The 15,817-nt window shown below is 58.3% G+C and carries 15 protein-coding genes; 12 read left to right on the top strand and 3 right to left on the bottom strand.

Going from position 1 to position 15,817, the window contains the following annotated elements:
* Together AC3WRR_RS13295 and AC3WRR_RS13290 are read left to right on the top strand one after the other, a co-directional pair.
* The coding region (locus AC3WRR_RS13295) for an H-NS family nucleoid-associated regulatory protein (RefSeq protein WP_492297206.1) at positions 1–139 on the top strand (139 nt) is incomplete at its 5' end.
* Positions 140–435: 296 nt separating this feature from the next.
* Positions 436–1,542, top strand: a complete 1,107-nt coding sequence (locus tag AC3WRR_RS13290; protein WP_143010702.1) for a hypothetical protein — start codon at positions 436–438, stop codon at positions 1,540–1,542.
* A 319-nt stretch (positions 1,543–1,861) separates the two neighbouring features.
* On the opposite strand, the gene AC3WRR_RS13285 is transcribed toward AC3WRR_RS13290, so the two are convergent.
* Positions 1,862–2,053: a hypothetical protein gene (locus AC3WRR_RS13285; RefSeq protein WP_081050236.1), complete on the bottom strand. Its 192-nt coding sequence runs from the start codon at positions 2,051–2,053 to the stop codon at positions 1,862–1,864.
* 656 nt (positions 2,054–2,709) lie between these two features.
* Here AC3WRR_RS13285 and AC3WRR_RS13280 point away from each other — a divergent pair.
* The 9 genes from AC3WRR_RS13280 to AC3WRR_RS13240 all read left to right on the top strand — a co-directional run bounded on the left by AC3WRR_RS13280 (position 2,710) and on the right by AC3WRR_RS13240 (position 13,146).
* Positions 2,710–3,354 (top strand): single-stranded DNA-binding protein, encoded by a 645-nt coding sequence (locus tag AC3WRR_RS13280; protein ID WP_081050237.1) that lies wholly within the window; start codon positions 2,710–2,712, stop codon positions 3,352–3,354.
* Between the two features lie 11 nt (positions 3,355–3,365).
* Positions 3,366–3,986, top strand: coding sequence for a hypothetical protein (locus tag AC3WRR_RS13275; protein ID WP_058697631.1), 621 nt, complete (start codon positions 3,366–3,368; stop codon positions 3,984–3,986).
* Positions 3,986–4,699, top strand: a complete 714-nt coding sequence (locus AC3WRR_RS13270; protein WP_116318646.1) for an RES domain-containing protein — start codon at positions 3,986–3,988, stop codon at positions 4,697–4,699. The genes AC3WRR_RS13275 and AC3WRR_RS13270 overlap by 1 nt, the downstream gene beginning before the upstream one ends.
* A gap of 155 nt (positions 4,700–4,854) precedes the next feature.
* Positions 4,855–7,329 carry a DEAD/DEAH box helicase gene (locus AC3WRR_RS13265; RefSeq protein ID WP_058697632.1) on the top strand — a complete coding sequence of 825 codons (2,475 nt, stop codon included), beginning with the start codon at positions 4,855–4,857 and terminating at the stop codon, positions 7,327–7,329.
* Between the two features lie 231 nt (positions 7,330–7,560).
* Complete coding sequence (locus tag AC3WRR_RS13260; protein WP_233528051.1) at positions 7,561–7,758, top strand: H-NS family nucleoid-associated regulatory protein; 198 nt, start codon at positions 7,561–7,563, stop codon at positions 7,756–7,758.
* Between the two features lie 318 nt (positions 7,759–8,076).
* Positions 8,077–9,357, top strand: coding sequence for an HsdM family class I SAM-dependent methyltransferase (locus tag AC3WRR_RS13255; RefSeq protein WP_081050238.1), 1,281 nt, complete (start codon positions 8,077–8,079; stop codon positions 9,355–9,357).
* 11 nt (positions 9,358–9,368) lie between these two features.
* Positions 9,369–10,262, top strand: a complete 894-nt coding sequence (locus tag AC3WRR_RS13250; protein WP_058697634.1) for a phosphoribosyltransferase-like protein — start codon at positions 9,369–9,371, stop codon at positions 10,260–10,262.
* An 8-nt stretch (positions 10,263–10,270) separates the two neighbouring features.
* The gene (locus tag AC3WRR_RS13245; RefSeq protein ID WP_070940829.1) at positions 10,271–12,226 is read left to right on the top strand and encodes an ORC-CDC6 family AAA ATPase; all 1,956 of its coding nucleotides are present in this window, start codon (positions 10,271–10,273) and stop codon (positions 12,224–12,226) included.
* Complete coding sequence (locus AC3WRR_RS13240) at positions 12,223–13,146, top strand: hypothetical protein (protein ID WP_058697636.1); 924 nt, start codon at positions 12,223–12,225, stop codon at positions 13,144–13,146. The genes AC3WRR_RS13245 and AC3WRR_RS13240 overlap by 4 nt, the downstream gene beginning before the upstream one ends.
* 4 nt (positions 13,147–13,150) lie before the next feature.
* Here AC3WRR_RS13240 and AC3WRR_RS13235 read toward each other — a convergent pair whose 3' ends face one another.
* A complete protein-coding gene (locus tag AC3WRR_RS13235; RefSeq protein ID WP_492297200.1) occupies positions 13,151–13,399 on the bottom strand; it encodes a hypothetical protein in 249 nt (82 codons plus the stop codon).
* Between the two features lie 766 nt (positions 13,400–14,165).
* A complete protein-coding gene (locus AC3WRR_RS13230; RefSeq protein ID WP_058697637.1) occupies positions 14,166–15,317 on the bottom strand; it encodes a PIN domain-containing protein in 1,152 nt (383 codons plus the stop codon).
* A 142-nt stretch (positions 15,318–15,459) separates the two neighbouring features.
* On the opposite strand from AC3WRR_RS13230, the gene AC3WRR_RS13225 reads away from it, so the two are divergent.
* A complete protein-coding gene (locus AC3WRR_RS13225) occupies positions 15,460–15,600 on the top strand; it encodes a hypothetical protein (protein WP_158577655.1) in 141 nt (46 codons plus the stop codon).
* Positions 15,601–15,817 lie beyond the last annotated feature (217 nt).

Raw genomic sequence — 15,817 nt, 5'->3', positions numbered from 1 at the left:
GCCCCCACCGCCTCCGCCGCCCGTGGTCTGCTACCGCAATGCCGAGGGACTGACCTGGGATGGGCAGGGCGAGATGCCGTCCTGGCTGAAGCGCGCGGTCAATGCAGGGCAGAGCGTGGAGTTTTTTCGGGCCGGATAAACGAAGCTCGGCTGCTGCGAGGGATATATTTTCCTTTCCAATCATAGGTTTACAGAGGATATGGCGGATTTGGGAATCCCGGGTGTCCCTCTGGAAGACCTTGAGGAGGGCCAGCAGACCAAGCGGCGATGTCCTGGGCCGCGCGTGGAGCGAATCGCACTGATGATGTCCAAAAGCGCGTTAGCTGGGTCATCGTACTTTTTGTAAAAAATGGCGGTAGCGGACCGCTGAGCCACCTCTTGCACGGTCTCTCTGCGCCTTGGATCACCACGTGGCATTTGTAAGTCATTGATAGATTGACACTTTCTGCAGGTCGTCGTCAGGAAATGCACGGAAAGTACGATGACCCCTACCATCGGGCCACCGCCAAGGGCTATATTGCAGGCGGCCGAACAACCAGAAAAACTCTAATGATTGATATATCGAATGCTCAACTCGACCCATATCGCGGTTTCCATTATTTTCATGAAGATCTGAATATTTACCTGAAGGTAGCCCTCTCCTCCGCATTGTTGTTAGTTCGTCATTCGGCTGAGCCGCAGGATTCAGACAAGTTGCACGATCTTATAAAGCTTGCGCATCCGTCTTGGAATACCCCGCCTGTCAGAGATATGTCAATAGACATTCAGCGAAGAACTCACGCTTCCATCTCAGCCTTTGCCCTAATCTCTGTCTTCTCAGCATTTGATGACTTCCTCATCGGGACGAAAGCGGAGTTGCATCGATTTTATTCGGCCACAGAGTCATCCAGGCATATCGGAATGAATAAAGCGACACCGACAATTATAGAGGAAACAAATATTAACGACGGCGAAGAAAATGATGATGATGACGACTCGGAAGAACGACTGCGCGCTTTCTATGCCAAAAACGGATGGGACGGAAGGTCGATCGATCCGATCTTAAAGGTGGTAAGGTACTTTCGACTTTGTCGAAACTGCATCGCTCATCGAAACGGGCGTGCGTCGCGCGCACTTGTCAAACATTCTTCTGATGCAGACGTACATAAGCTGGTGAGTAACCTCTTGGACAAGGCATCCAACGGTCTTCGAAAGTACGTGATCAACGAGGATGTTTTTATCGAACCTACCCAAGCGATTCTCTGCTCTCATTTGCTTCGAAAGATCGCGCTGGATGCAAACAAAAAACTTCTAGGTACGCTTGGGTTTGATGGGTTCCTGCGGTCGGTAGCACATCACACAATGTTCAGTGAGACTATCGTGCGATCTGATGCTTACAAAACTCCTGAGGCAGTATTGAATTTCGCCCTAACGGACCGCTATCGAGCGACGATGTCAAATCGAGAGGAGTGTATCCAAGAAATGAAGCGTCTTGGTCTATGGAAAAAATACATGAGCGAGTTTGAGCGAAAGTACGGTACCGGTTATCTGTCCGAATACTAAGGACACCAAAATGATGGTCGGAACGCTCCGCAACTGAGCGAGCGGACCTTCGGATGCCCGACCGGGTCGCTGCTCGAGCGACCGGAACCGGCTACAGCCGTTGCCGCTTCAGCCATTCCTGGTTGGCGACGGTTAGTTGCAGTGCTGGGCCAGGAAGAACGTGAGGCTGGCGTTGCCCGGGCACAGAGATAAGGCACGATATCGTCCGCTGACCATGCCAAGGTGGCTAGCGGTTGTTGTGCCGAACCGGTTGCCCGCAGTCCGGAACCAGCCGGGCAAGGCGCGACGAAATTGCGCCGCCCTCGGCCCAGGGATAGTCTTACCGACTGCTTCGCACGGCCTCGAGCATGGACTGTCCTTGACGCGTCAGACGAGGGTAAGCATGGCCGCGGGCATGTCCGCGCTCGATCGTGACCAGTTTTTGGCCATCTAATTGATCTGGCTCGAGGTCATCAATCCCCTGCGCATCGCCAATCAGCAGTAGCGCGGCGATTTCGTGCGGACTCAGCACGTCGGCCTCCTTTGTCGGCGTCGGAAGACGGAAACTCCGACCGCTGGTCCGTGGATCGAGTGCCACGGAGGACGATGAGAACGGCAGTGAATGCATCGGTGCGAGGAACCTGCCGGTAGGGTACGCCGAACGTTCAAGGCCTGCGGCCAAGATGCGCCCTTATGCTCTTCAGCGCATAAGGGCGGGGGCGACTCTCGGGTGGGCTTGGCCACCGATTCGGCGGTAGTGAATTCAGGCCGCCCTTGTATTCCGGAAACCTCATGGCATGTAGCCGGGTGCGCCAGGTTCTGCCATAGGTCGGCAACTCATCGCCTTGGATCGCCCCCTCGATCAACGGCGCAGGAGACCCCGCGGGGTAGAACTTGCCGGGCCCGACCTCCACTGCTTAGCCGCAGAGCGGGAACGTTGCTCGAGATGGGCGTCGAGGAAGACAAGGGGGCACGAACGTGTCTGCGCTTGATGCTGGAAAGTCGGCTGCGGGCCATGGTCAGCGGCGTCAACCTTGAGCCGGCGACGGATTGTGAATGATAGAACTCATTGTTCGGCGCAGCTCTTTCGCTAAATGACGTTTGCTAAATTTTCTCAGTGAGAATCTTGCGAATGTTGAGAAAATTGAGTAGCCTCTGGGAATCATCCACAGTTCGTCTGCCTCTGACATGAGTTCCTATTCTAGTGTGGCCGATCTGGCCGCCCGCATGCGTATCGAGCCGGACACGCTTCTCGAGAGGCTTCGGGAAGCGGGGGTGAACAAAGCAGACGACCGCGAGCCCGTCTACGAGGCCGATGTCGCCGCGCTCAGTGCGCTTTATCGGAAGCTGCTCGGCCCGCGGACGATCGAGATCGCCGCCGAGGTGCGCGGGGAAGCGGATCCGGGTCTGGAGACGCCGGCGAAGCCTAAGGTCAATCGCGTCATCCTGGTGGGCCAGCTGGGCGAGGGTCCCGAAGTACGGTGCCTGCCGTCCGACGCGCCGGTCGCGAACATCCGCCTCGCAGTGGCCCACCGTTACTGGCGACTTCTGAGGGATGTCGTCGAATTCGGGTATGACACCAGGGAGACGCGCGCACTCCTGTATCTAGACCTGCTGGGAGGACACGTTCCGGCCAGATTGACGGCAGTCGTTCGCCGTCTTGTGCGCAGCGCTCTTCGCGCCTCGATTGCGGAATCCCGGCGGACGCACCGCCTTTCTGCTTTGGCCGCTCAGGTCCGGTCCTTCCTCGCTGGTCATGTAGTGTCGTGCCACCACGCCGACCGGGAGGCGACGATTCACCCGGCCTTTGCCCCGCCGGTTGCGGTCATTTGAAGGAGTTTGATATGACACCGCGTTTTCACGCGCCGGCTGCCGTCGCACCCGGCCCCCAACTGGTCGAGAAATTGGTCCACGACATTGACGAGCAACTGGAGCAGACCATCGACGCTGGCGAGCGTGCCCGCGTAATGGCCATTGTGCGCCAGTGCCTGACGGCAACGCTCTCCAGCCCCGCCTCGGCGGCGGCAGTCGAAGACCGCCTCGCCGTGTCATATCTGAAGCCCTCGGAGGTCATTGCGCAAGGTCTGGTGGCCATGTCGCAGGCGACGCTGTATCGCGCGGTGGAGGATGCACGCTTTTATTGTGTCACCCCCCGCGGCAAGGCGATTGGCCGCGCATTCCCGGCCTGGCAATTCGCGCCGCCGGTGCCCGAGTTGCTGACTCCGGTCCTGCGCCAGATGAAAAACCTGCCGAGCAGCGAAATCCATGCGTTCTGGGTGACGCCGGTTGACGCCTTCGACGACCTGACGCCGGCCGAGTTGCTGGCGGGCAGGGCGTTCGAATCGCGAGCGGCGCTAACTGCTGCGCAGCGTGGCCACCTTGCTCAAGCCGCAAGCGAGCGGCAGGGCAGGGTGATCACGCAGCTGGCCGCGCTGTCCTCGCGCAGTTCGGATCTGATCAGTTGATGTTGATACCAAGAGAATTTGTCGTACCGGCTTCGATTGCCGCTACTCTTCCTACCCTTGACCATTTGCGTCGGGCGCTGGACGGCGCGGTGGTCTTCGTGCCGGCCGGCACCCGGATTGTCCGCGCCGTCCGGCATCCGGCCGCGGTCATCCCGCCACACGTGGAGCGCACCTACCGATTCGGACCGCCCGCCGCATTGGCCGGTGAGGGAGGGCGTTACCCGATCTACTGGATGTATGCCGCCCAGGATCTCACGACTGCACTGTGGGAATCCGGCTTCTGCACGAACGACATCACGCAGCCGGGCACGTTCTATATCCCCCGAGCCATTGCGGAGACGGGCCTGATCGCGACCTTCACCGTGCAAGCGGATATCCCCATCCTCGATCTTGACGGCACCGTTCTCAGCAAGCTGGGCATTTATGATCGCATCCACGAGGGCGAATACGACTGGTGTCAGTGGTTCGGCCTGCGGATGTTCGACGTCCTGGCGAGCTTTGCCGACGGCGGCGCACCGATCGGTTTTCGCTATCCGTCGCGTAAGCATAAGGGCCATCTTGCGCTGGCTGTGCAATCCGGCTCACTGGGGCAATGGCGCCGCCAGGTCGATGTGCAGGTCGTGCGCTTCTCTGAAATGCCCGAGTTCAACGCGCTCCGGAGGGACAGCAGCTACGCGGAGCCCTTCGAGGGGGGATTTACGGTGGACCGATGAGTCGGCTCTCCCATGTGCAGCGGTTGCGGGGTGCGGCATGGCTACGACAGCTATGGTGATGCCGGGACGGGTCCATTGCTCGGCTCATGCTATGCAGAACGGCCCACACGAATGGCGGCTTGGCTGGAATAGGAATCGGATAAAGGAGTCAGTGGATGTTTGATTTCGGATCGTTGGCGAAGACGACGGCGGCTGAAGTGCCGGCGACGCTTGCCGAATTGTTCAAGCAACTGGATAGAAGGGCTACCCATACGGGCTTGCGCCCGGCGCAGCTTGCAGCGCTCGCTGCGTTGGATCTGCAGCTCGTACAGCGCGACGTGATCATGAAGCTCAGCACGGGCTCGGGTAAGACCATCCTCGGCCTGATCTATGCGGAGATGATGCGCCGCAAGTACAAGGGGGAGCCCGTCGTCTATCTGTGCCCGACAAGGCAGCTTGTCGAACAAGTTGTCGCCACTGGGCAGGCAATTGGCGTGAGTGTCTCCACCTTTGGCACCGGCCTTCCCTACGCGGCCATGAGCGGTGATGCCATTCTTGCTTGCACGTACGACAAGCTGTTCACAAGCGGCTCAGTCTTCGAGAGCCAGGCGATCCGGCCCTCGGCCATCGTGCTCGATGACGTGCATGCTGGCACCGAACGTGTGCGAAAGTACTATACCGTCCAAGTGCCGGCAGAGTGTCTCGATCAGCTCCGGACTTTGCTTAGGCCCTTGTGCGAACCAACCGATGCTGCGACGTGGGCCGGCATCATGAAGAATGATGTCGCTTCCCTGTATGAAGTGCCGTACTGGATCTGGGCACAGGTGTGCGGTCAGGTGGCACAGATACTGGATCCTCACAAGACGGAAAAGTCGCTGCGGTTCACCTGGCCAAACATCGCGCGCTATCTCGAACTGGCGCGCTGCTGCATTTCGGGCGTGTCCGCCGAAATTGTGCTGCAGGTCCCGCCGGTTGAGGAGGTGTCCGCCTATGCCGGAGCCAAGCACCGGCTGTTCATGTCGGCCAGTATCAAGGATATCTCGGGGCTGATTGCCGTGCTGGGTTGCGACCCAGCGGCGTACGGGCGCATTGTCGAGCCGGCTGAAGATGAGGGGGCCGGTGAGCGCATGATCCTGCCGACATCCCTCATCAGTGCAGAATGCAAGAAGGAGGAGATCGCCGCCGTCTGCGCCCAACTTTCCAAGCAGACCAACGTCGTCGTGCTGACAACCTCGGCGGCACAAGCGAAGACCTGGACCGATGCTGGTGCCACGTTGTCTCAGGACACCGAGTTCGCCGGCGCACTGGAGCGGCTTCGCACCACGATCGGCAACTATGTCGTTTTTGCGCAGCGCTTTGATGGCGTCGACTTGCCCGACGACGCTTGCCGCATTCTGGTGATCGACGGTATCCCGAGCGGTGAGCGCATCACCGACCAAGCCGATGCTTTCCGTCAGAAGGACAGTCCCGAGTACGAAGTCAGAACTGTCAACAAGTTCGAGCAGGCACTGGGGCGCGCAGTCCGGTCGAGCGCGGACTATGCGGCGGTCCTGTTGGTTGGCCCCGACATCGCGGCATTCATCGGCCGCAAGAACGTCGTCGCGCTTCTTGAAGCGCGGACGCGTCTGCAACTGGATCTCGGTCGAGAACTTGCACAGAACGCGGGAAAGGGCAGGCCTATTTCCGCCGTGATCGCGGAGATGGGGCAGGCCCTGCTGGGCCGCAATGAGGGCTGGAAGGAAGCGCACCGTGTGCGCGTCAAAGTTCAGGCAAGGCAGCCCAGACCAGCTGCACTGACTCCATTCGAAGCGGCTGCGGTGGCGATGCGGGAAGCGTGGATGCTGGCCAAAGCCAAGAACTTCCAGGGGGCGGTCACCCGCTTGCGGGAGGCGGCGAACGCGTCCCAATTGCATCCTATCCAGAAGGCCGAGATCCTCTATTGGGTTGCGACGTATCTCAATCAGTTCAGTCCCGCCCAAGCGGCGGAGACGTACAAGGCCGTCTTCGCAGCGAACACCAAGTTTCCGCGACCGGAGCAGGTCGCAGATCGCAAGTTCGCGCGGCTGACCAATCAGGCAATTGCCGTGTGCCAGGCGTTCAGCAGCTTTGCCTCTGCCAATGCAGCTGTGGCGCGATTGGACGAGGTCCGTGCGAAGCTTTCGTACGGCAATTCGGCAGAGGTCGTCGAGCGTGGTCTGCATGAACTAGGCGAACTGCTCGGCGCGACCTCCAATCGCCCGGAGAAGGAGACCGGTCGGGGACCGGATGTTCTCTGGCTGTTCGATGACTGCGGGCTCTGCATTGAAGCGAAAAGCGAGAAGACTGCGCCCATCTTCAAGACAGAGGCAGCGCAACTCGTCCTCAGCATGCAGTGGTGTGATGATTCGCTGGCCCCAGGTACACCCAAGCCAGTACCGGTGTTTGCGACCAATGTCACGGCAGCCGACCGGGCAGAGGACATTGGCTTCGGTCCTCGCCTGCTGAGCGAAGCGGTGCTGATGAGCATCATCGATCGTCTGCGGCAGGTTGTGCTAAGCCTTACCTTCGATGGGCCGCTCTTCACCGATCCAGCAACGGTTGGCCGGCGGTTGAATGAGTGCGGCGTTGCTGGTGCCCAGATTGTCGGAAGTCTGCCAGCGATGAAGCCGTAGTTCATGGCGGTGACTTCGGCCTCCCCGCCCGGCGCCCTGGAGCTGATTACACGGGCATCAGCCCTGCGCGCCTGGCCGCAGGGAATTCCGTCGGCGGACATCACCTGACGCTGGCGCGCGGCCGATGTCGATTCGATACCTTCGCAGGGACGCTGCCCGGCCACTCGGATGACGGCAACGATGGCAGCAAAAGCTGAGCGGGCGGACTCGATCCGCTGAATCCAGGCGCAGATGGCCGACTATGGGTTGACACTGGAGGAACTGGAGGCGGCGGGGTGCTTTGATCCGCCCCCGCTGCCACCCTCACCGCCGGTGGTCTGCTATCGCAACGCGGAAGGGCTGCCCTGGGACGGGCAGGGCGAGATGCCGTCGTGGCTCAAGCGGGCGGTCAATGCGGGGCAGAGCGTGGAGTTTTTCCGGGTCGGATAAGGCGTTCGCACAGAGCGGGGTACCGGGGTGCTGAAGATTTCAGGTTGCCGAGGATTGGCGGACTCCTTTCGAATCCCGGGCGCCCCTCAATGGGGTGCCATGGCCCGGGCGGTTTAGCGAAGCTCGCTTCAATGCACGATTAATGTTCTGCAGAAGTTGTCACAATCTGGACGCGTGAATGCAGTTCCAACGTTCAACGCGCGCGAGGTCGCCGATCGTGAGCATTAACTAGGATACACTAGCACGTCTTGCTACGGACATGCCGCACTGGAATTGTAGCGACTCCACAGAATAACAGTGCTGTGACAGACGAGGGAGATGGCTACGTCAACAAGTGGTATGGGTCAAGTTCTGGCTCGAGCAGGTCATACATCCGACCCTTGGGGGCGGTACTACACCACGCCCATTGTCAGCCAATCATTGGTTGATAGGATCGAGGTAGCCAAGCCGAAGCTAGTTCTTGAGTTGGGCTCTGGCTCTGGCTCCTTGTGCACCGCTGCCGCGACTCGCTGGCACAAAGCCCAGTTGGTGACAGTCGACGTCGACAGCCGCGCTCCGAAGGCCCTGGATGCCGACATGGTCGGGACCGGCCGCCGACACAGTCATTATGTCCACGACGTGCTCGACGCTGCGCTATCCGACAAGATTGGCTTGGCTCCCGGCACGGTGGACGTGGCAGTCTGCAACCCGCCGTACATTCGGCCCAAGTGGCGATCTGATTTTGGCAAAATTCTAGAGGATGCCGGATTGTCAGGCACGCTTGCCTCGCTGCACGACGCCGGCGCAGACCTTCTCTTCCTTGCTCAGAACTTGCGCCTATTGCGCAAAAACGGAAAGCTTGGGCTGATCCTTCCTGACGGCCTTATCACCGCCGAACGATTCTCCGGAGTGCGAAAGACCCTGCTTCGACAACATTTGATTGAGCAGGTGGTTCAGCTACCGCGTGGAGTGTTCAAGGGCACTGAGGCTCAAACCTACCTCGCCGTGCTGTCTAAGAGCGCCGGCGAGACGAATCAAGTGACGCTTAGGCAGATGGATTCCGACGGGCAACTCAGCGTGCCGATCGAGATCCTGCAGGAAGCGGCTGTCAAACGGCTCGATTTCACCTTTCATGCGCGAGTCGTGTCACCTCAGCGAAGTGGCGAAGGGCCGATGCGGATGTCCGTACGCCAAGCATTGACGGACGTCGTGCGAGGGACAGTCTGTTCATCGTCAATTTCAGCGTTCCCGGCTCCGGTGTTCCACCTCGGCGACTTTTCAGAACCGCTAGGCGAGCACGCCGTGAGGGTCGTGCCTAAGCGCTTTGCGCTTAGCGAACGCAAAGCTCAGCAAATGTTGGAAGAGGCCCGGCTGGCGCTGCCGGGCGACATTTTGCTTGCTCGCGTGGGCCGATCCCTTGAAGACCGACTAGCCTTGGTAGTTCACGGACCATGCGTTATTAGCGATTGCATCTTTGCGTTGCGTGCGATGGATGAACATCGCGAGCGCCTGTATCGGTTCTTCGACAGCGATCTGGGTAGGCATGCCCTGGCTTCTTCCGCGCATGGTGTGGCTGCAAGGTTTATGTCGAAGACCAACTTGTTCGAGATTCAGTTCTAACCTGACTCACGATGTCGCAGATTCCTCAAATCGGTAGCTTCGACCAGCTTTCCGTCGAGCGGGCGGTTCACTGGCTTAGTCGCACAGGCGTGCGGTCCCCCCTTAGCGTTGAGCGCATCAAGCAGTGGGTCAAACAATTTCAAGCGCCGGAAGAAAAGACACTAGCCTGGCTGATCCTACGAAACCTGATTTTTCGTACTAACGAGCAGTTGCAGTCTTCCATGCGGCAGGCCCTGAAACAGGCGACCATCCACTTTGTCGATCAGCTAGGCCTGCGGGAGAACGTTGCGTGGAATGATGCGCTTAAACGCCACGCTGGTCTGACCTTCTACTGCGGTCCGCCGTCGCTTCCGACTTTCGGCTTGCCAACCCAGCCCGGAAAGAGCGGTGACCTGATCGCCAGGTTGATTAACCAGCGGTATGGTATAGACAAGCAGTATCCCTCTGACGTCAAAGTCTTGCCGCCAGATGAACGATTCATCGTCGTAGACGACGGAACATATACAGGCGTCCAGCTTGCGAACTTCCTGCGGGGATGGGATATCGATTTTTCTCATGGGCGCGTCGCGATCGCTGTTGCGATGGCTCACAAGACGGCTTGCGAGCATCTAAAGAAGGAGTTCCCGAACGTGCCGCTAATTTATGGCGAGCTCCTGACCGCAGACATGTGCTTTCAATCTCTGTCTCAAAAGTGGATTGAGACCGGGCAATGGAGCTATGAGAAATCCCCGCTGGAAGTCTATGATGACGTGCACAAGCGCAATCAACCTTTTGCGAACGGAAATGGCGGCAACGGCTATGGCAATATCGGGGCACTGGTCGCGTTTGAGCACGGAGTGCCGGATGATTCGATTCAGCTACTTTGGGACGTCTCCCCGAGTTGGAAGCCGCTGGTTGAACGGTGAGCTTGACCATGCAAATTAACGCCTCCATGCTAGCGCGCACGCGCGCCGAGGAACATGACGCCGATGTATGGGGTGAATTCTTTATTCCACCCTATTTCGACCGATTGGCACTGACGACGGCCACCAAGTCGGCCTACATCACTGGCAAGCGTGGTTGTGGCAAGACCATGCTGCTGAAATATTTCGATTACCACACGGCGTTCTCGAAACGCAGGAAGGACATTCCTGCAGACGCTATCGACCATATCGGGATCTACTGGCGTGTCGACACCCAGTTCTGCAGCTCGCTCAAGCATCGAGGCATAGAGGACACCGAGTGGAGCGTCGTCTTTGAAAGCTACTTCGGGCTCGTCATCGCCACCGAGTTGCTCCGTGCGGTCGAAGCCATTGCCAACAGTTCTTTTCCGAATTTTAATTCGGACGACCTCGCGGCTCTCACGCTTCCTAGCGCCGCCGACTACTTGGACGATGCGCCAACAGGCGTTCGGCAGTTGGTCCAATACCTAGAGTCGATAAGACGCAAGTTCACGACGTGGGTTTCCAATGTGAAAGCGATGGACTGTCCCGTCCTGCCACCCGGGCGAGACTTCATTTTGTCGTTGGTGGGTGACCTCCGCGCAAAAGCTTCGTTGGCAACGCTTTCTGTCTTTGTTTACGTAGATGAAATCGAAAACCTCGTGCCATATCAGCGGCATGTCCTGAACTCGTTCCTAAAACACAGCCAGCGACCGCTGATCATCAACTTCACGTCAAAGGAACATCCCTCCAACAACGATACGTCCGGCCCCGAGTCGATTAACGCCACCCACGACTACCGGTTGGTTGACCTCGACTACTATCTGGAGCTTAGCGGAGCTGCCATGCCATTCTTTGCCGAGGTTTTCCTCGGCAACCTGGACATTGCGGCTGGGCGATTTGATAGTGAGTTGCTCGACGTTGTTTGTTCCCATGCACGTCTAGCCGAGCGCCAGAAGCCCCAGTACCAAAGGGAGGTCGTCGCGGACATGCGCACGCGATTTCCCGACGTCACTGACAAGCAAATTGCAGCGAACGCGCTTCAAGTTCAGACGCTGAAGGAAAGCCTTTATCGCCGGATAAGCAAGGCACTCAAGGATCGCAGGAGCAATTTGGCTGTTGAGGACTTCCTGTTTGAAGGTGCGCCTGCGGAAGCGTTGGTGACGCTCCCCGCGTTGTTAAACCGGGAAACGCTGCTTCCAGACAATGTTCTGGCGGAGCTCAAGAAATTCTCCAAGAACCGCAAAGGCTCCTTCGAGTCCACATGGATACACAACAATCTCTTCGGGGCGATTTTGGAGCTGTATCGGCCATTCGCCCGCGAATGTCCGCTGTACAGTGGCTTCGACACGCTTTGCACGATGTCGAACAACAACCTTCGGAATTTTCTAATCCTTTGCTACAAAACTCTCGAGGTCGCAGAGCTGCGCGATCAGATTGAACCACCCTATGCAGTTGATATTCAATGCCGGGCGGCCTATGACGCCTCCGAACAGCTGATCAAGGAAATCCGTACCTTCGGGCGTTTCGGCGAGCAGTTACGAGTGTTTGTGCTCAGGTTAGGAAGCATTTTCAGAGCACTGCAAGCCAGCCCTGCGATGAGCGAGCCTGAGCAAAATCAGTTCACAATCAACTCTGGCGGCCGTCCTTTGCAGGGTGACGAGCTAGCATTCATCGCGGAGGCGCTACGGCACGGGGTTTTGGTCGAGCAATTGGAAACCAAATCCAAATCGGGGGTTGGCCAGGATATCGTGGACTATCAGCTGAATCCAATCTACGCGCCATACTTTCAGATCAGCTACAGACGAAAGCGCAAGCTAGAAATATCAGTGGAGCAGTTTCACATGCTTATCATGGGCAACGAGAATGAGTACCGCGATCTCGCGCGCGGGCTTGCGCGCCAGCTGTCGGATACCGATGCGCTTCAGCTCGGCCTGCTGTTGTCATGAGGGTCCGGTTCTTTTCAGTCTCTGGAAGCAGCGCCGCCGACCTCAGTCTTCCAGACGACATCGTCCTGTTGCACGGCGAGGAGCTTGATGAGCGCGGTGAGTCGGCATGCGGGTGCGCGCCGAAGGACGCCCGCGTGATGCTCAGTTTTGGTGTCGAAGACATGTCCCTTACAGTCGGCGGCGAAACGAAACCGAGTGACCTGGCAGTTGAGTTGCTCAGTGGATACGACTGGCGCAAAGTGTTTCTGGAAGCCACTACGCTCGGCTTCGCGGAGCTGTTCTGCGCCGCCAACGCGTTGCTGGCCAGTGGCGCGACGACAGTGAATATCATCTACGTCGAACCGGGGGAATACACGCGGGTTAGCAAAGGCGCCGACCAGTTCGCCCTGTCCGAACCGACGCGCGGCTATGTTGCCATCCCCAACGCGATTGTCGATCTGTCCAGCGAGGAAGTCGAAGCTGGTGTCTTCTTCCTGGGCTTCGAGCCTGAAAGACTTGACCGAGCACTCGAAGAGTACCAGATGATCACCTCGAAGGACGTCAAGCTGGTTTTCGGTATACCCGCCTACCATCCCGGGTGGGAGCTCGACGCTATCATCCCGCACCTGCCGGCGTTGGAGCAGCACAAGCTGCAACTCGACTACTGCTCGGCCAACGACCCGGAAGCGGCGTTCGAGTGCCTTGAGCGAACACGCGACGCTCTCGGCACCGACAGACGGATGTTTGTCGCGCCGATCGGCCCTAAGCCCTGCGGCATTGCGTCAGCGATTTTTGCGAGTGTCTATCCTGAGCAAGTTGGTTTGCTCTTCGATCATCCGCGCCGCAAGCAAAAGCGGTCGACGGGAGTGGATCTCTGGCACCGCTTCACAGTGACGGTGGACCGCGGCGACGACGCGGCCCCAACCGCTACGGCCGGTTGACGCGTCAGGTCTTGGCGCTGCCAATCGCCGCTTGAAGCAGTTCCTTGATTTTCGACTCCGGCTTCCAATAGTTCGGCCCCTTCAGGAACTTCCCATTGCTGTCGTAGATGGGCTTGCCGTCAGCCCCCAGCTTGCTCTCATTGCTATCCATGATCACGCTCAAGACATCCTCGAGTGGGATTCCGTACTTCAGCGCTTCTGATCGGCAGTAGACAATCACGTCACCCAGCAGGTCAGCGACCGCGACCAGCACATCGATGGGCTCAGCCTTACTTTCACAGGCCGCGATGATCTCGTCGATCTCGTTTACCTCATCCAGGAGGGTTGTCTTGAACTTGCGCAGCCGATCGGCTGGGTCCGCCGGCAGAGCCGGCGTCGGGGGGGGCCGGCCTCGGCTGCGCCGGCAGCTTGTACATCGCGTTCATCTCGGCGATGCGCTTTGCAAAGGACGGGTTGCTCAATCTTATTCTCCAATAAAGTCTGAAGGGTCTACGGTAACAGAATCGAGGCGTAGAACCTTTCTAGAATACTAATCAACGTCTCTGCGCACTGCGGGGGTGCAGCCCGCGGATCTGCTCCAAGTCGTACACGTTCACCTGTTGACAGCTGGCGGGCGAATAGCGGAAATCTCCGCATTGTTCCTTGTCAAATTTTCCGATCGCGCCGCGCCACTTTCAGCCTTAAGCGATCGTGCGCCAGTACCCGATGGAGTGCGTCCTTGCGCCTTCGTTTCATACTCGACCTCGCCAGAGATACTAAAACATAAATTGGTCCGCTGTCTGCCTCGATCCTGGCGATCTACGGAGCTTGGGTGGCGGTTCGCGACTCGATGCAGCCGTCCACGGGCTGGTTCAGTAATGACCGCCCCTCTGCCGCGAACCGACATATCGGAGGGGAAGGCGCCGAGCACCTCTTTCTGACCAATCTTGGCAGGATGGAGCTGCGGAACTGCGAGCGCCCCGGGCCGACCGTTCTCTGCGGTTCGGATGCGTCTTACTGAGCGTCCGACCCAAGGCACTCTAGTCCGGTGCATCGTTCGAATAGTCCGGACCGATCGTCCCAACGTCGAAGTGAAGGCCCGACATCTTGACAGTGATCTCCGTAACGTCGTCCGCCGACAGCACCTGGGTTTCGTCTGCCGCGAAATCCTCGAGATAGAGCCCGATCGAAAGATCGGCTCTCACCTCGGTTTCACTCGTCGCATAGGCGTGGCCAACCGGTACGTCATCCTTGTCGATTGAGTCGGGAACAAAGAAGTCGAAGGAAAATCTCCCCTTTGCGACGAAGTCGACAGATACCGAAATGACTGCGTCGCTATGGTCGGCGGAGAGCACTGCCACATTTGCCGCATCAATCGCAAGCGAGCCGCGCTTTGGATAGAGTTCGACGACCTCGTCGTTAAAACCGCAATATGAGTCGGCATCGACGAAGGGAGAGTGGTCATCAAGGTGGAACTGGATGCTGGCTTCAATTTTCTCTTTGGCGGCTTCCGACTCAAGCCAGATGGCGGCGGCAGCGCGGACACGATCGGGCAACTTTTCGCCCCGTACAAGGACCAAAGCTGCGAGAACATCTTCGAGTTCAGGTGTGATGAGTAGGCGATCAGACTGATTGCTGTAGCGCTCCCAGTCGCCGTCCTTCGTAACGCAAAGCACTTTCGTATCGTTCTTATTCGCCCATCCTTCGAGGCTGAGCAGAGCGATTGCGTCCGGAAACTCAGCTTTCTTTTTTCCGCCTGGCTCAAATGGCGGCTCCGAAGCGAAGTATCGATCCATCACCGACTCAAGCGACGTGTAGTCGGAAGCTTGAATCACTGTCGCCGTCACATTCGCGAAGAAGGCGTCGAGCGCCTTCTTCGCATCCCGATCATGCTCGTGGATGGCGCGCGCGACAGCGCTGACCACCTCGTCGGCGGCAAATTTCTTTAGATGCTTCAGGACCTTCGAGTCGAAGGCTTTCTCCTGGCCAAACTTTTCCCGCAGATGACTTTCCATTTCCCGAGCAATAACGTCCGGAACCAACAGCCGCTTGCCGGCCTGCTCGACTTGCCGAAGCAACGGGAGGTTGCCATCATGGATGTTTTGCCCTTCCTCATCGAACACGTTCGTGTCGATGGCAATCGCCCCGACACGGCCGCGGGCCAGCCAGTCTTTGAGTTCCTCTTTATGCACTTTCTCAGAGTTTCAAGTGATATAGTCTTGGTATGGTACAGGAGCAGCGCCGCGCTCATGCCCGACTGCACCTAGATAGTAATGTCGGGGGTAGGTTCCATGCTATTGCCTTTGTGATCCACCGAGGCGATGCGATTCGGACATGGCCCGCATCTTCTGGGTGCACCAGCGTGAGGCCCCGACAGGAAGTAGCTGTACCCGGTTCGGGCGAGCCGTCTACGCGCTGACCATCGACATCCTGTGCGCCAACTACAGCCCGACCGCGGGCCGCGTCGAGGGATGACCGGCGTGCTGCAGGACTGCTTCCCGGACGCTGCTGGCGGGGTAGTCTTCATCCCAATGCAATTTACGACTGGACTCTGGAGGGTGAGTAGCTGTTTTTCTTAAATTTTGTGTTTGGCTTTGCTTCCGGAATTCTGCTTAGTCCGCTGCAACTGATGCCTTTCATTACGGTGTGAAATGGTATCTGGCCCTACCCGCAACGCAATTGAGTTCGGGAA

The organism is Cupriavidus sp. FW305-3-2-15-C-LB2 (assembly GCF_058787575.1).
The sequence above is the reverse complement of the archived record's forward strand: the minus strand, read 5'-3'. Positions and strand labels throughout refer to the sequence as shown.

Excerpts from the sequence above, each read along its gene's own strand:
- AC3WRR_RS13275 (WP_058697631.1), top strand. The coding sequence starts at position 3,366 with ATGACACCGCGTTTTCACGCGCCGGCTGCCGTCGCACCCGGCCCCCAA.
- AC3WRR_RS13240 (WP_058697636.1), top strand. The coding sequence starts at position 12,223 with ATGAGGGTCCGGTTCTTTTCAGTCTCTGGAAGCAGCGCCGCCGACCTC.
- AC3WRR_RS13255 (WP_081050238.1), top strand. The coding sequence starts at position 8,077 with ATGGCTACGTCAACAAGTGGTATGGGTCAAGTTCTGGCTCGAGCAGGT.
- AC3WRR_RS13225 (WP_158577655.1), top strand. The coding sequence starts at position 15,460 with ATGGCCCGCATCTTCTGGGTGCACCAGCGTGAGGCCCCGACAGGAAGT.
- AC3WRR_RS13245 (WP_070940829.1), top strand. The coding sequence starts at position 10,271 with ATGCAAATTAACGCCTCCATGCTAGCGCGCACGCGCGCCGAGGAACAT.
- AC3WRR_RS13280 (WP_081050237.1), top strand. The coding sequence starts at position 2,710 with ATGAGTTCCTATTCTAGTGTGGCCGATCTGGCCGCCCGCATGCGTATC.
- AC3WRR_RS13260 (WP_233528051.1), top strand. The coding sequence starts at position 7,561 with ATGGCCGACTATGGGTTGACACTGGAGGAACTGGAGGCGGCGGGGTGC.
- AC3WRR_RS13270 (WP_116318646.1), top strand. The coding sequence starts at position 3,986 with ATGTTGATACCAAGAGAATTTGTCGTACCGGCTTCGATTGCCGCTACT.
- AC3WRR_RS13250 (WP_058697634.1), top strand. The coding sequence starts at position 9,369 with ATGTCGCAGATTCCTCAAATCGGTAGCTTCGACCAGCTTTCCGTCGAG.
- AC3WRR_RS13265 (WP_058697632.1), top strand. The coding sequence starts at position 4,855 with ATGTTTGATTTCGGATCGTTGGCGAAGACGACGGCGGCTGAAGTGCCG.